This window comes from Sinorhizobium sp. P24N7 (assembly GCF_042436655.1).
GTDB classification, from domain to species: Bacteria; Pseudomonadota; Alphaproteobacteria; order Rhizobiales; family Rhizobiaceae; genus Sinorhizobium; species Sinorhizobium meliloti_A.
Window position 1 is genome coordinate 374,475 of sequence record NZ_JBHMIW010000005.1, and the last position, 15,118, is coordinate 389,592.

The 15,118-nt window shown below is 62.2% G+C and carries 12 protein-coding genes, 1 tRNA gene and 1 pseudogene; 13 read left to right on the top strand and 1 reads right to left on the bottom strand.

Features of this window, described 5'->3' with window-relative positions:
- Nucleotides 1-51 precede the first annotated feature (51 nt).
- Nucleotides 52-1,380 carry a sorbosone dehydrogenase family protein gene (locus tag ACFHWW_RS11290; RefSeq protein WP_275597722.1) on the bottom strand — a complete coding sequence of 443 codons (1,329 nt, stop codon included), beginning with the start codon at nt 1,378-1,380 and terminating at the stop codon, nt 52-54.
- A 275-nt stretch (nt 1,381-1,655) separates the two neighbouring features.
- Between ACFHWW_RS11290 and ACFHWW_RS11295 the strand changes: the two genes are divergently transcribed.
- The 13 genes and pseudogenes from ACFHWW_RS11295 to ACFHWW_RS11355 all read left to right on the top strand — a co-directional run bounded on the left by ACFHWW_RS11295 (nt 1,656) and on the right by ACFHWW_RS11355 (nt 15,107).
- Entirely contained in the window at nt 1,656-2,795 is a 1,140-nt protein-coding gene (locus ACFHWW_RS11295; RefSeq protein WP_379938221.1) for a TRAP transporter substrate-binding protein, read from the top strand.
- A 96-nt stretch (nt 2,796-2,891) separates the two neighbouring features.
- Nucleotides 2,892-3,536, top strand: a complete 645-nt coding sequence (locus ACFHWW_RS11300) for a TRAP transporter small permease subunit (RefSeq protein WP_164867060.1) — start codon at nt 2,892-2,894, stop codon at nt 3,534-3,536.
- The gene (locus ACFHWW_RS11305; protein WP_275599866.1) at nt 3,533-5,272 is read left to right on the top strand and encodes a TRAP transporter large permease subunit; all 1,740 of its coding nucleotides are present in this window, start codon (nt 3,533-3,535) and stop codon (nt 5,270-5,272) included. The genes ACFHWW_RS11300 and ACFHWW_RS11305 overlap by 4 nt, the downstream gene beginning before the upstream one ends.
- A gap of 506 nt (nt 5,273-5,778) precedes the next feature.
- On the top strand, nt 5,779-7,113 hold the full coding sequence (locus ACFHWW_RS11310) for a TadE/TadG family type IV pilus assembly protein (RefSeq protein WP_379938222.1): 1,335 nt from the start codon (nt 5,779-5,781) through the stop codon (nt 7,111-7,113).
- A 778-nt stretch (nt 7,114-7,891) separates the two neighbouring features.
- A complete protein-coding gene (locus ACFHWW_RS11315) occupies nt 7,892-8,335 on the top strand; it encodes a TIGR02594 family protein (protein ID WP_100674869.1) in 444 nt (147 codons plus the stop codon).
- A 145-nt stretch (nt 8,336-8,480) separates the two neighbouring features.
- Complete coding sequence (locus ACFHWW_RS11320) at nt 8,481-9,587, top strand: endonuclease/exonuclease/phosphatase family protein (protein WP_379938223.1); 1,107 nt, start codon at nt 8,481-8,483, stop codon at nt 9,585-9,587.
- A 2-nt stretch (nt 9,588-9,589) separates the two neighbouring features.
- On the top strand, nt 9,590-10,339 hold the full coding sequence (locus ACFHWW_RS11325) for an NUDIX hydrolase (protein WP_379938224.1): 750 nt from the start codon (nt 9,590-9,592) through the stop codon (nt 10,337-10,339).
- 176 nt (nt 10,340-10,515) lie between these two features.
- A complete protein-coding gene (locus ACFHWW_RS11330; RefSeq protein ID WP_100674866.1) occupies nt 10,516-11,433 on the top strand; it encodes a PhzF family phenazine biosynthesis protein in 918 nt (305 codons plus the stop codon).
- Between the two features lie 126 nt (nt 11,434-11,559).
- Nucleotides 11,560-11,635, top strand: a tRNA-Lys gene (locus ACFHWW_RS11335).
- 105 nt (nt 11,636-11,740) lie between these two features.
- Nucleotides 11,741-11,830, top strand: a pseudogene (locus ACFHWW_RS11340) (LpsS); the annotation flags it as partial.
- 249 nt (nt 11,831-12,079) lie between these two features.
- Complete coding sequence (locus tag ACFHWW_RS11345; protein WP_379938268.1) at nt 12,080-12,979, top strand: glycosyltransferase family 2 protein; 900 nt, start codon at nt 12,080-12,082, stop codon at nt 12,977-12,979.
- Between the two features lie 181 nt (nt 12,980-13,160).
- On the top strand, nt 13,161-14,156 hold the full coding sequence (locus tag ACFHWW_RS11350; protein ID WP_379938225.1) for a Tim44 domain-containing protein: 996 nt from the start codon (nt 13,161-13,163) through the stop codon (nt 14,154-14,156).
- Nucleotides 14,157-14,384: 228 nt separating this feature from the next.
- Nucleotides 14,385-15,107 carry a pentapeptide repeat-containing protein gene (locus ACFHWW_RS11355; protein ID WP_100674864.1) on the top strand — a complete coding sequence of 241 codons (723 nt, stop codon included), beginning with the start codon at nt 14,385-14,387 and terminating at the stop codon, nt 15,105-15,107.
- Nucleotides 15,108-15,118: the final 11 nt, after the last annotated feature.

The window sequence follows — 15,118 nt, forward strand, 5'->3', positions numbered from 1 at the left end:
GAGTGGGAGAGTAGCAATGGGGAAGCGGCAAGTCTATCGGGGCGAAGACCGCTATCTACGGCTGACGCGCCAGATGACATTGCCGACATCGTCGGCGACGAGCAGGGCGCCCTGCTCGTCGATCGCAACGCCGACCGGCCGGCCCATCGCCTTCCCGCTCCGGCTGACAAAGCCGGCGAGGACGTCTCTCGGTCGGCCGTTCGGCTTGCCCTTGGCAAAGGGAACGAAGATCACCTTATATCCGCTGTGGACGCTGCGGTTCCAGGAGCCGTGCTGGCCTACGAAGGCACCGTTGGCATAGGCGCGCCCGAGCGATGCGCCTTCGGAGAATGTCAGCCCCAGCGAAGCGGTGTGCGAACCAAGAGCGTAGTCGGGTTTTACCGCCTTCGCCACGAGATCCGGGCGCGGCGGCTTGACGCGCGTATCGACATTCTGACCGAAGTAGCTGTAGGGCCAGCCATAGAAGGCGCCGTCCCTGACGGAGGTCATGTAGTCCGGAACGAGATCGTCGCCGAGCTCGTCACGCTCGTTGACGGCGACCCAGAGCTCGCCGCTTTCCGGGTTCCAGGACAGGCCGTTGGGATTGCGCAGGCCCGAAGCGAAGACCCGGGTGCGGCGGCTTGCCTTGTCCACCTCCAGAACGGCCGCGCGATATTTTTCCGCAGCCATGCCGTTTTCCCCGACATTGCTGTTGGAGCCGACGGTGACATAGAGCTTTCGTCCGTCCGGGCTCGCGATCACGTCTTTCGTCCAATGGTGATTGAGATTTCCCGACGGCAGGTCGATGATCTTTTCCGGCGTGCCCAGGCGAGTCTGACCGCGGGAATAGGGGAATGCGACGAGCGCGTCGGTATTGGCGACATAGAGCTTGCCCTTGGAAAGCGTCATGCCGAAGGGAGAATTGAGGCCTTCCGCGAAGGTTCTGCGAAGATCGGCGATACCGTCGCCGTCGGTATCGCGCAGAAGCGTGATCCGGTTGGCGCTTGGCGGTGCGGCACCCGCTCGTTTCATCGCCAGCTTCATGAATGCCTTTTTGAGGCTGAAGCCTTCGTCGTGCTTGGCCGGTGCATTGGTTTCGGCCACCAGCACGTCGCCGTTCGGCAGTACATGCAGCCAGCGCGGGTGATCGAGGCCCGCAGCGAAGGCGTTCACCTTCAGCCCTTTTGCGGGTGTCGGCGTGGCGCCTTCCTGCCAGCCTTTTGCGTCGGCGATGTTGACGGTCGGGATCACCGTGGGGTTCGGCTTCGGCAAAGTCGGATTCGGGCCGTAGCCGACCAGGCCCGTCGTGCGAGCCGCATTTCGGGCCGAAACGCCGGCGCAGCCGGCCATAAGCGCACCGGCCATGGTGATGACGATCAGGTTTCGCGGAACGGTAGTCATGCCATGCCCTCCCGAAGAGATCGGCCGCTCTCGCAGTGAGACAGAACGCTGTGCCATACTATTCCCTTCCGCATCCGACCGGCAGCGTTCTCCGCTCGTTCCCTGCAATCTTTGCGAGGGGCGCATTCGGGAGTATTCTCCCCTGCAGCAAGAAAAAAATCGGGGCGCAGCGCGTCTCCAGACGATGCTTGTGCCTCTTCAGCGATTGTGAATGCCCGCGAAAAAGTCCGCTCCCAAAAGGGGAGGGAGTTCGCGCGCAGCCTTGGGAGGAAAGCATGAAACACAAAGCCGAAAGCGGGGGGCCATCGCGCCGCAAATTTCTCCGCGGCGCCGCAGCGGCCGGGGCGGCCTTGGCTGCAGCGCCGAGCATCGTGAGGGCACAAGGGCCGGTGAGCATGCGCTGGCAAAGCACGTGGCCGTCCAAGGACATCTTTCACGAGTTCGCGCTCGACTTCGCAAAGAAGGTCAACGATATGACTGGTGGCGACCTCAAGATAGAGGTGCTTCCGGCCGGTGCCGTCGTGCCGGCATTCGGACTGCTCGACGCGGTTTCCGAAGGAACGCTCGATGGGGGCCACGGCGTGATGGTCTATCACTACGGCAAGCAGACTGCGCTGGCGCTGTGGGGATCGGGGCCCGGCTTCGCCATGGACGCCAACATGATGCTGGCCTGGCACAAATACGGCGGCGGCAGGGACCTGCTCGCCAAGCTTTACGAGTCGATCGGCGCCAATGTCGTGTCGTTTCCCTACGGGCCCATGCCGACACAGCCGCTGGGCTGGTTCAAGAAGCCAGTCGCCAAGGCCGAGGACCTGCAGGGATTGAAGTTCCGCACCGTCGGTATCTCGATCGATGTGTTCACAGGGCTCGGCGCAGCGGTCAACGCCTTGCCGGGAGGCGAGATCGTCGCCGCACTCGACCGCGGTCTGCTCGACGCGGCGGAATTCAACAATGCCTCATCCGATCGCCTGCTCGGCTTTCCCGACGTTTCCAAGGTGTGCATGCTGCAGGGCTATCATCAGAATGCCGAGACATTCGAGATCCTGTTCAACAAAGGAAAGTTCGACGGCCTGCCGGACCAGATGAAGGCAATCATAACCAATGCGGTGGACGCGGCGTCGGCGGACATGGCCTGGAAAGCGATCGACCGCTACTCCACGGACTATCGCGAGATGCAGACGGCCGATCAGGTCAAGTTCTACAAGACGCCCGAAGCAATCCTCAAGCGGCAACTCGAAGTCTATGACGAGGTGGTGAAGAAGAAGTCGGCGGAAAATCCGGTGTTCAAGGAGGTTCTGCAGTCCCAGATCGCCTTTGCCGAACGCGCGACACGCTGGGAGCAGGATACCGTCGTCAACCGGCGGATGGCCTTCGACCACTATTTCGGGCGAGACGGGGTCGCCAAGTCGCTCTGACTTCATCCGATCCAGTACATCACCGGCGCGGGGCCGGTGACGTACGGTCAGGACCTGGCCATCCCGGGGGTGCGCGTGAACGTTCAGCATCTGCTCATGAGGATCGACGCCATCAGCGTCTGGACCGGCAAGGCGGCGGCGTGGCTGATCATCGGTCTGATGATGCTGGTCTGCGGTGAAGTCTTCAAACGCTATATCCTGAACATGCCGACCGCATGGATCTTCGATGCCAGCAACATGCTCTACGGCAGCCTCTTCATGCTGGCGGGCGCCTATGCCCTGGCGCAGAACGCGCATGTGCGCGGTGATTTCATCTACAGTTCGTTGAAGCCGCGCACACAGGCGGCGTTGGACCTCATCCTTTACATCTTCTTCTTCCTGCCCGGAATCGCCGCCCTCATCTATGCAGGCTACGACTATGCCGCATTGTCATGGCGGATCGGCGAGCACTCGACGGTGACCGCCGAAGGGCCGCCGATCTATTACTTCAAGACGGTCATTCCGATCGCAGGCGCGCTCGTCATCCTTCAGGGACTGGCGGAGATCCTGCGCTGCATCGTCTGTCTTAGAACCGGGGTGTGGCCGGCGCGGCTGAAGGACGTCGAAGAGATCGACGTCGTCGCCGAGCAGCTTGCCCATAGCGAGCATCTGGACGAGGAAACGCGTGAAGCTGCCATCGAACGCGCGCAGGATATCGACAGGGCGGCCCGGCAGCGCGGCCTCGGAGGGGGAGAGCGGTGAGTGAACCTTTTCTTGGCTTGACGATGCTGGGCCTCATCGTGGTCGTGATCATGATGGGATTTCCGACGGCCTTCACCCTCATGGGTCTCGGAATGCTGTTCGGCTTCTACGCCTTCTACAATCCGGTGGAACCCTGGATCGACAATCGCGTCTTCGATCTCATGGTCCAGCGCACCTACGGCGCCATGACCAATGACGTGCTGATCTCCATCCCGCTTTTCGTGCTGATGGGCTACGTGATGGAGCGCGGCGCGCTGGTCGACAAGATGTTCTACAGCATCCAGCTGTCATTCCGGCGCGTTCCGGCATCGCTCGCGGTGACAACGCTCATCGTCTGCACCTTCTGGGGCATCGCCAGCGGCCTCGTCGGCGCCGTGGTTGTGCTGATGGGGGTGATCGCCATGAACCCGATGCTTCGGGCCGGTTACGATGTGAAGCTTGCCTCGGGCGTCATTACCGCCGGAGGCACGCTGGGCATCCTGATCCCTCCTTCGGTGATGATCATCGTCTATGCGGCCGTCGCCGGCCAGTCGGTGGTCAAGCTTTATGCGGCGACGATGTTTCCCGGCTTCTTTCTGGCGCTCCTCTATCTCGCCTATGTCCTCGGCTGGGCGATGCTCAATCCGAAGATCGCTCCGAGCCTGCCCGAGGAACAGACGCGCGTCCCGGTGCCGCCATGGATGAAGCATTTCGCAGAGGTCTATTCACCCAACATGCTCGCCGGTCTTCTCGCAGCGCTCGTCTCGCCATCACGCGCGCTCGGGATCAAAGGGGAAGAGGGACGGCTCACCTATTGGAAACTCGTCAAGAACCTTGCTGCGGCGCTCTTCCCGCTTCTGCTGACGGCGTCCACGCTCTGGCTTCTCTGGTGGTATGTCGTCATTCATCAACAGGCGGCCGCGACCGAAGCACCGGAGGGGCTGGAAGAGCTCGGCGCGCCGGTAGCCGATGCCGGGCCTGCAGCGGCTGGCGGCCCTGCGACGAGCTTCTACGTCTGGTTCGGCCTTGCCGCCGCAATCGCCGTCTTCGCGCTGCTGCGCTACTACCGCAACATGACGGCGGAACGGCTGCAGGTGGTGAAGCTCCTCGTTTCCTCCGTCATGCCGCTCGCAATCCTCACGGTGGTGGTGCTCGGGGTGATCCTGTTCGGCATAACCACCGCGACGGAATCCGCCGCCGTCGGCGCGGCCGGTGCCTTCCTGCTGGCGCTCCAGGCGCGGACTCTCGACTGGCAGCGCACCAAGGAGGCGGTGTTCCTGACCGCGAAGACGACCGCCATGGTCTGCTGGCTCTTCGTCGGGTCGGCGCTTTTCTCCGCCGTTTTCGCGATCCTCGGCGGACAGGCGCTGGTGGAGCAATGGGTTCTCGCGCTGGATCTCACGCCGGTGCAGTTCATGATCCTGTCTCAGGCGATCATCTTCATTCTCGGCTGGCCGCTCGAATGGACCGAGATCATCATCATCTTCGTGCCGATCTTTCTGCCGATGCTCCACCATTTCGACATCGACCCGATCCTCTGGGGCGTGCTCGTCTTCGTCAATTTGCAGGCTGCGTTCCTGTCCCCGCCGGTTGCGATGTCGGCCTACTATCTCAAGGGCGTGTCGCCGCCGCAGGTTACCCTCAACCAGATATTCGCGGGCATGATGCCTTACATGCTCATCGTCATTCTCTGCATGATCATGATGTATATCTGGCCGGGCATGACGCTCTGGCTGCCCGAATATCTCTATGGCTGACGCGCTTGCTGCGGCGTTGAACGGCGCCGCGGAAATGACCCGGCGCCAGGAGCGCCCATACAAAACCAGGGCCCGCCGTCAGCGAGCGGGTCCTGGTAAATTGCGGCGAAAATTTCAATCTCTCTATTTTCCCGGCGGCAATATCACACCCGGCTGCCAGACGCCCCGGGCATATCCATCACTCTCCGCCCGGGGGCTGCCGCGAGCTCGACCGGGTAAATCCTCGCAATCGGCGTTCACCCCGAAGGGAGCTCCGATCTAAATTGCTACTGAAATCATTTCCCTGATTGCACCGTTATTTTTGACGAGATCGGTGGCCTTGGTCCAGTAACTTTTCAGGGCGATTTGTTACGAACTACGACCGATTCTTGCGCAGGAGGCGGCTTGGAGAGCGGTACAACCGAGCGCTTCCTGTAAAGATTTCATAAAAGCCGAACGTGTTTGGTAACGATCTTAAAATTAGTTGATGCTTATGTGTTGCGGTGGGGCTGCTGAGAGGGAAGGCTATGAGGGCCGCGACGTTCCGCCTGCATCTGAGAAGATTGGTGCGCGACAGGAGCGGCAACTTCGCCGTTCTGGGCGCGATCGCTTTCGTTCCGATCATCGGCGCGGCTGCGCTGGCGATCGACTTCGCCGGGGCTTACCTGGAGGCGGAGAAAATCCAGAGCGCTCTCGATGCGGCCGCGCTCGGCTCGGTCCGCGCCTATGGCGAGGGCGCGACCGAGGACGACGCCTACGCCGCGGCGCAAAAGTTCTTCTGGAGCAATTATGCGCTGCCGCAGGAGAGCGTCGTCGACGCGCTGGCCGTCGCCACGGAGCCGTCCACGCAGGCGCTGTCCGTAAAGTTCACGCGCAATGTGAATGAAGATACCGCTACCGCCGAGTTCGTGCTGGACCACAAGCCGCTCTTCCTCGAGCGCCTGCCGCTGCAGATCCGGCGCCTGGCGATTGCCGCGCGCGCCTCCGGGGCGGAGGCCTGCATTCTTGCGCTTCATCACACGGCAGACCGGGCATTCGAGGTCAGCGGCAGCGCAATTGCCGATCTGACGGGATGCGCGGTCCTTTCGAACTCCGACGACGATCAGTCGGTCTATATCGGCGGCTCAGGCAAGCTCAAAGCCGAGTGTCTTTACGCGGCGGGCGGCATCTACAGCTCGCCGCAGGCGGTACAGCTCGCCTGCGAGGCCGCCGTGGAGGGATCGCCGCGCATACCCGATCCATTTGCGAGCAAGGTGCTCCCCAGGCCTTCGGGCTGGACGGATCTTTCCGGCTGCGGTCAGGCCTACGTCGCCGGAGGCGGCGGCAACGGCGATTGCAACGGCACCGGAAAGACACCGAAAAATGCCGACGGCTATGTGGTGACGCTGAAACCCGGTACCTACGGAGGCCTGGATCTGAAAGGAGCAGTCGCACTCCAGGCGGGCAATTACATCATCGACGGCGGCCGGCTCGAACTCGGCAGCCAGACGGTCGTCAGCGGTCAGGGCGTGACCTTTTTCCTGATCAACGATGCGGAACTCAGGATCAATGGAGGCGCCACCTTCAATATCTCGCCTTCGCTCGAGGGCAGTTGGGCCGGCTTCTCGATCGTTGCAGAGCACGGCAACACCGCACCAGCCGTCATCAACGGCAACAGCAAATCCTCGCTGACAGGGATCCTCTATTTGCCCGACGCCGGCGAGCTCCAATATGCCGGCAACGGCACGACCAGCGGTGAGTGCATCAGATTGATCGCACAGGAGATCACGCTGATCGGCAACAGTACTTTCAAGATGGATTGCAGCAAGGAGCTTGCCAATACCCATTTCAATTATCCGGGCGCCATTCGTCTGGTGCGCTGATCCTGAAAGCAGCGACGCCAGGCCGCCATGCTGGCCGCCGGGGCGGGATAAGGGTCAACAGCCGCCGACCGATAGGCAAAAACGCGCCAATTTCGGGCCACAGTAGCGAATTGGCGAAGAAATCGACGCCAATTGCGCAAGTCAAGCGGTCTTTGCCACAATTTCGCTTCACCTAGCCGGCAAGTTTTCGCCTGCTGACCACCGGCTGGCAGGGGAATTTCGAACTCTCGCAAAGCGAACGCCATCAGGTTGGGGGCACGGCCATTGCAATTCGCGGGCCGGCTGCAACACCGCGCTGAAAATCCATATTCGGTTTTCGGAGACGGTCATGTGCAGCCTCAAAGCGCTAGAGAGTCCTTTGTGCTTTGTGCCGAAGGCGTAGTGCAGCCTTGACGGCTGCCGACACGGTACCGCTCACGGGCGGACCGTGCAGCGATCCAGGCATGCGGCCTTGGCGCCTTTAACGGGCGCTGGGCGCGGCCGTTGCTGCACGCCTCGGTGGAGGACGCTCTAGCCCTTTGATTCCGGAGCCATCTTCATCTGCGATCGGGACGCATTCCCGAATGCGGAGCGGCTCGGCGCGTGCATATGCGCGTCTGCGGAAGGGGCGAACTTCTTGCGATGGACGGAGACGAAGAGGCAGGCGAAGGCCGGCATGACGCCGTCCGCGCCGGCTGCATCTTTTGGATCGAAGTCAATCCGGAAGATGCGGCAAAACCAGGTGCTACGGCGACTTTGCGTCTTATTGGACGCGCAGCGCCGTGAGGGAGACCAACTCATGAAGGTTGTCGCGCTTCTGACTGCAGCATTTCTTGCGCTTACGTCACCCGACACCGCATCAGCGGGAATGCTCACCCAGGCCCAGCAATATGCCGGGCTGCACGAGGTGAAGAACAACAGGCGCCTGCGCGCCGCTCTCGGCATCAATCCGGCTCGTACGCCCTGGTGCGGCCATTTCATGGGGATGGTCGCCCGGAAATCCGGCCGGCAGCCACCGAAGAGCTATGGCATCGCCCGCTCGTGGCTGAGGTTCGGTGCGCCCGTCAAGCTGTCCTACGCAAAGCCGGGCGACGTCGTCGTCGTCAGAGCCGGACGGAGCTATCACGTCGGCGTCCTGTCGCAGATGTCCAAATCGACCGCACGTCTTATCGGCGGCAACCAGTCGGGTCGCGTGCAGTTGTCCTATTTCAGCCGGGCCCAGGTGGTGGCGGTAAGACGATAGCGGCCAAGGCCGCGCACGGGCTCATCGCAAGGTTCCCGGCGGACGGCGACGCCGCGGAGGGCTCGCGCGCGGCACAATCTGCAGCTTTACACTCTTGCTCGTCCCGCTCTAATCTCCGCGGCAATTCAATGTGGAATTGCCCCTGATGTCGCTTCGCCTTGCCACCTTCAATATCGAAAACCTCATGAGCCGCTTCGATTTTTCCGGCTTTCGCAACCAGCTCAAGCAGGATCGGGTGTTGCGGCTCTTCGAGGTTCGCAGCGAGGCGGAATACCAGCGTCTGGAAGAGGCACGCACGATCGCGCATACGGACGACACCCGGCAGATGTCGGCGCTGGCGATTGCCGATTGCGACGCCGATATTCTCTGCCTGCAGGAGGCCGACAACATGGCGGCGCTGCAGGCCTTCGAATATGGCTATCTGTTTCGCATGGCCGGCAACGGCTATCGCCAGAAATATCTGATCGAAGGCAACGACTCCCGCGGCATAGATGTCGCCGTGCTGATGCGGGAGGAGACTCGCGACGGCCAGAAGATCGAGTGCCTGGAGGTAAAGAGCCACGCTGCGCTCACCTATGAGGATCTCGACCTTTTCAACGACGAACTGGCACTTACGAACCGGCCCCGCGACCGCATCTTCAAACGCGATTGCCTCGAATTGGACGTGAGAATCGGCGGGAGGCCGCTGACCCTCTATGTGGTGCATCTCAAGTCCATGGGGCCGGCGCGCGAAGGTCTCGACGGCCGGCAGGCGACGATGGCCGTGCGTGTCGCGGAGGTGAAGGCCGTGCGCCATATTATCGAACGCCGCTTCGGCCGCGGACATACGGCCGACAAAGTCTTCGCCATCTGTGGCGATATGAATGACTATCAGGAGAAGGTGAAGGTGCTGGGCGACCGGCGCAACGGCTATGAATTTGTGCCGCATGAGGAAACGACGAGCGCGCTCGACATCCTCAGTCATGACGGTTTTGTCGAAAATCCCAATCTGCGCCGGCCGGTCCTCGACCGCTGGACGCTCTTCCACAGCAGGGGGCCGGAAGATCGGCATCTCTGCCAGCTCGACTATATCTGGCTGTCGCCGGAGCTGGCGCGCCGCAACGCGGCCCGGCTGCCTGAAATCATCCGTTCCGGGCAGCCCTATCGCACGATCTTTCCCGCAGGGCAGGAGGTCGAGCGTTATCCGCGCACCGGCTGGGACCGTCCGAAAGCCTCCGACCATTGCCCTGTTGTAATGACCTTGGATATTTGAAGATGACCTTACTGGAAACCAGCCAGGGGCAATGGCCTCTCGACGGGACGATCTTCCCGGTCTCGGACATCGATATAGAGGTCTCGCCCGAGCCCCATCCGTTCCATCTGGCAGAGGCGGATCGGGCGCGCGAAAGCTGGCAGCGGGAAATCGCCGCGAACCCACACCTTTTCGACGGCCGGATGGTACTGCAGAGGTCGGTCCGGATCACGGACGGGCGCATCAGCGCGCGGGCCCATATCGTTCCCTATTCGACCTTTCTCTGGTGGCGGAAAACGAGGGCAGCGGGCGCGAGCCATATCTTCGGCATGCCGATGCTCGTCTCTTCGGACGGCGCTTTGATCGCCATCCGCATGGGTGCGCACACGGCCAATCCGGGCCGGGTCTATAGCCCCGGCGGTTCGCTGGAGCCGGAGGACATCATCGACGGGCGCTGCGACGTCGCGCGCAACATCGCGCGCGAGGTCATGGAGGAAACCGGCATCTCGCTTTCCGAGGCGATCGCAGAACCGGGCTGGCACGCCATCCGCATGGATGGCACCCTTACCGTTTTCCGCGTTTTCCGATTGGCGGCCACGGCGGAGGAAATCCTTGCGCGGGTGGCGGCGCATGTTGCTGCCGATCCCCATCCCGAGATCGACGAGGCGGTGGCGATCCGGGGGCCAGAGCCGACCGCACATAATTATCCGCCGTTCATTCCACCCATACTTGAATGGCTTTTTGCGCGTAGCCGCAGGCAGCAGATGGCGTGAAGGAACGTCGCCGCGGGCATTTTGCCTTGCCGCCGGGCCGCTGGCGTTGCAAGGTCGCGAGCGGTGCGGCACAGCAGAGTTTTGACCCGACGTCGCGGCGTCGGCAGACGGGATCTTCGTAATACCGCGCTACCCGGACCTAATCCACAACGACCCGGACCAATAAGGGGACATGTATGGCACGGCGTTACGCGATCTACGATGTCTTCACCGAGAAACGGCTGGCGGGCAACCCTCTTGCAGTGGTGTTCGAGGCCGAGGGGCTTGCCGAGGAAGCCATGCAGGCGATCGCCCAGGAGTTCAACCTTTCCGAAACGGTTTTCATCCTGCGGCCCGGCAACGTCGCCCATTCCGCCCGGCTTCGGATATTCACGCCGGCACACGAACTGCCCTTCGCCGGACACCCGACAGTCGGAGCGGCCGTAGCAATTGCGGAAGCGGCCTACGGGGAGGCCAACAGTGCGCTCGAACTGATGCAGGTACTGGAAGAAAGCGTGGGGCCGGTCCGCGCTGCCGTCAGGCTGAAGCCGGGAGCGGCGACCTTCGCCGAATTCGACCTGCCGCGCAAACCGATCCGGCTCCACGCGCAGTTGGACCGGCAGGAGATCGCCGACGCACTTGCGCTCAAGACCACGCAGGTCGGCTTTGAAAATCATGTGCCGTCGTTCTGGAGCGCCGGCGTTCCCTTCGTCATGGTGCCCCTCCATGACGTCGGCGCGGCGGCTTCGGTTGAATTCGATCCGCAGCGCTGGGAGCATCTGGCACCGCTTGGCGAGGGCCGGCTCGCTGCAGCCTATCTCTACTGTCGCGGTGGCATCAATCATACAGCCCGCTTTCATGCCCGGATGTTCGCCCCGGGCATGGGCCTCGTCGAAGACCCGGCAACCGGCTCGGCCGCGGCCGCTCTTTCAGGCGCCATCAACTTCTTCGACGGCCTGGTCGATGGCCACCACCCCATGCTGATCGAGCAGGGGGTCGAAATGGGCCGCCCTTCCTTCATTCATCTGCATCTGGACATCGCGGAGGGCAAGATCGCGAGCGCGCGGATAGGCGGCCATGCCATAAAAGTTGCCGAAGGGGAGTTGACGGTCTGAAGTGGCGGCGAAGGACGCACGAATGCACCGCGCTGAAATTTTTGCAGAAAACTTGCAAAGGGCGCTGGACAAGCCCGGCGAACGCCATTATACGCCCCACCAGACCGCAGCGAAGCGGTTCCGGTCGGGTGATTAGCTCAGTTGGTAGAGCAGCTGACTCTTAATCAGCGGGTCCACGGTTCGAGCCCGTGATCACCCACCAAAACCTTAAATTTTCTCTCGGAACGCAGCAATGGTTCGGCTTACGCCTGGATCGCTCCGGCTAAGCTGACGAGCGGACTTCGCATAGTCGCCACAGCCTCTTTTGTATGACCGGCGGGAGCACATTCCGGGAAAGATCGAGAACTTCGTCAAGCTTGGCAGCCGGACCCTGCGACCGCGGCACCCGTTTGCATTCCAGGCCGGCGGTTCTGTCCTCAACCGGCGCAAGCTTCGCGGTTGCGGCGGAGTTGAATTCGCGCACCGATGCCGATAAACGCTTCCTCTCGCAGCGGTCGATCGGGAGCAGACCTTGAAAGAACTTCACTATCCTTTTCGCCGAGCTGAGAGCGAGCGGGTTCGCAGAGGGATATTCGATCGCGTTCTTACCCGTTACGAAACCTACAAGCTGACGGCGCGGGTCCGCAAGCGGAAGCGGACGATCGAGATGTCGTGCCTGACGCCGGGCGGGCAGCGGGCGCTCGGCAAGGAAGACATTCCGCTCGTGTTCAATACGCATAACGACCGGAAGCTGCTGCCTTCGTTTCTCGCACACTACCGAAGGCTCGGCGTTACCCGCTTCATCTGCGTCGATGACGTATCGTCGGACGGGACGCGGGACTACCTGCTTGCGCAGGCGGATGTGGACCTTTGGAGCTCGCCGGTGCGGTATCGCGATGCCCGCAGGGGGCGTGAATGGCGAGAGGCTCTGTTCGAGCGCTATGGCTGGAACCGGTGGTATCTGAATGTCGATTCCGACGAGTTCCTGATCTACGAGGATTGCGAGAACCGGCCGCTCGATGCTCTTCTGCGGGCGCTGGAGAACAAAGGGGAAAAGCGCCTCGCAGCCCCGATGCTCGACATGTATCCGATCGGACCGCTCGGGGCTGCCACGCTCGACAGCGATGATGGCCGCATGCCGTGGGAAATCGCCGATCATTTCGACGGCTCCGGATACGAGATCAGCTATACGAAGCGGGCGATCAGCATCACGGGCGGCCCGCGGAAGCGCAAATTCGCCCATCTGCTCGAACTCGTCAAATATCCTGTCATCTTCTGGGACAGGGAATGCAGCCTCGGCGTCAGCATTCATCAGCCGTTGCCCTGCGAAAGGAATTTCACCGCCGTCTCCGGTGTGCTGCTGCACTTCAAGTTCTTCTCCGACTACAAGGAAAAGATCGAACAGGCAGTCGCCGACGGGCAGTATTTCGATGCTGCGGCCGTCTACCGCAAGATGTTTGAAGATCTTCAGGAAACCGGTGAGTTCGACTTTTCCGATGCGTGCTCGACGCGGTTCTCGAGTTCCAGGCAGTTGCTTGAACTCGGCTTTATCGGACCCGTGCGCTAGCCGTAGCCGCGTCCGAGGCATCGGGAGGAACGGCGCCAAACGCCTCAATCTGGTGGACAGTTTACCGTTAGCTCACACCGAATACGAGGAAAGACGGGGCAGCACTCTTAAATTCCTGCGCCTCCGGCTCTATATGACCTCGTATTGACCGATTGCGGTCGAGAGACAGGGAAGGGTGGAAATGCAGCGTTTCGGACGTGTTCTGGCCATTGCGGCAATCGGTGTTGCGGCGATGATGACGGTGGTCGACGTCGCTGACGCGAGGCGGGCAGGCGGTGGCTTCGGCTCGCGCGGCAGCCGGACCTTTTCCGCCCCGCCGGTCACTCGGACGGCACCGGCACCGGCCGCGCCGATCGACAGAACCATGACACCGCGGCAGAGCACCCAGCCCTCTACCGCGACCAATCCGGCCAGCCAGAACCGAACCAATGCACGGCCGGGCTTTTTCAATGGTTTCGGCGGATCCATGCTCGGCGGTCTCATGATGGGCGGTCTCATCGGCATGCTGCTCGGCCATGGCATCGGCGGCGGCATCGGCTTCCTCGGCCTGCTGCTGCAGGTCGGCCTCGTCGTTCTGCTGATCTCCCTGGCAATGCGCTTCTTCGGCCGCAACCAGCGTCCGGCCTATTCGGCGCCCGCTGCCGCGGCCCGCTCTTCGGCGGCAGCCGGCGCAGCCCCGTCCTTCCGTATTCCGCGGATAGGTGAAGCCATGGGTGGTGCTGCCACAGGGGCGTCAGCCGCCGCACCGGTACCGGTGCAGACAGATGAGATCAGCGTGGGGCAGGACGATCTCGATCGCTTCGAGGCGATGCTGAAGGATGTCCAGGCTGCCTACGGAGCGGAGGATTATGCGGCGCTGCGTAAGCTGACCACACCCGAAGCCATGTCCTACCTCGCGGAAGAGCTGAGCGACAACGCAACAAAGGGTCTCAAGAACGAAGTCCGCGACGTTCACCTCGTTCAGGGCGACCTCGCGGAGGCATGGAGAGAAAACGGTACCGAATATGCGACGGTCGCCATGCGCTACGAGAGCATCGACGTGATGCGTGACAGGGCCACAGGCAGGGTCGTGAGCGGCAATGCCGACGAGGCGACAGACGCCGTCGAGATATGGACGTTCGCGCGAAAGCCCGGCGCCGACTGGCAGGTATCTGCCATCCAGGGCGTCGAGGCCTGAACGCCCGCCAGCCTAACCGCCGGGCGGCAAGCCTGCCACCGGCATCACGATCCGATCAGAAGAAGGCGAAGATCGGCTATTGACGGCGCCGCTCTTTGCCGCTCTTTTCTGACGGGCGGATTCGCCTTAACATCTTGAATTCCGGTTGAGTTCTGCGCGGTGGTTCGTTCAGTCCGGCACGTGTCGGCCTGCTGATCTTTCGCCCGCAGCCGATCGAGGAGCGGCGATATGACGAAGCTTGGCAAGACGGGTGGCAGCGCGCGTACAACGTTCTGCGCTGCGGCGATCACGGTGTGGGCCCTTGCCGCCGGCGTCGCCGCAGCGGCGGATTGCAAAAGCGCCGCTGGACCGGGCACGGACTGGCAGGATTGCAACAAGAAGCAGATCATGCTGGGTGGTAGCGACCTCCCGGACAGCAATTTGTTCAACACCGATTTTACGATGACCGACCTGCGCGGGGCCAATCTCACGTCCGCTAATCTGGAGAAGGCGACGCTCGTTCGTGCTTCGCTCGCCAGGGCGAAAGCGGACAAGGCGAATTTCAGCAGGGTGGAGGCCTATCGCGGCAACTTTTCAGCCATCTCTGCGGAGAATGCATCCTTCGCAAGTGCCGAGCTGCAGCGCACCGACTTCACCGGAGCACGGCTGGCAGGCGCCGACTTCGAGAAAGCGGAACTCGGGCGCGCCAATTTCGACAAGGCCGTGCTGACGGGCACGCGCTTCGCGATGGCCAATCTTTCGCGCGCCAAGCTGAGCGGTGCGGTTCTCGAAGGACCGATCGATCTGGACCGCGCCTTCCTTTTCCTGACGAGGATAGAGGGCGTCGACCTTTCCAGAGCGTCCGGGCTCACACAGGAACAGGTCGATCTCACCTGCGGTGACGGCGCGACCAAGTTGCCGTCGGGACTGGCCGCGCCCGCTAAATGGCCGTGCCCTCCCGACGACGATTGAAGCGTGAAGGG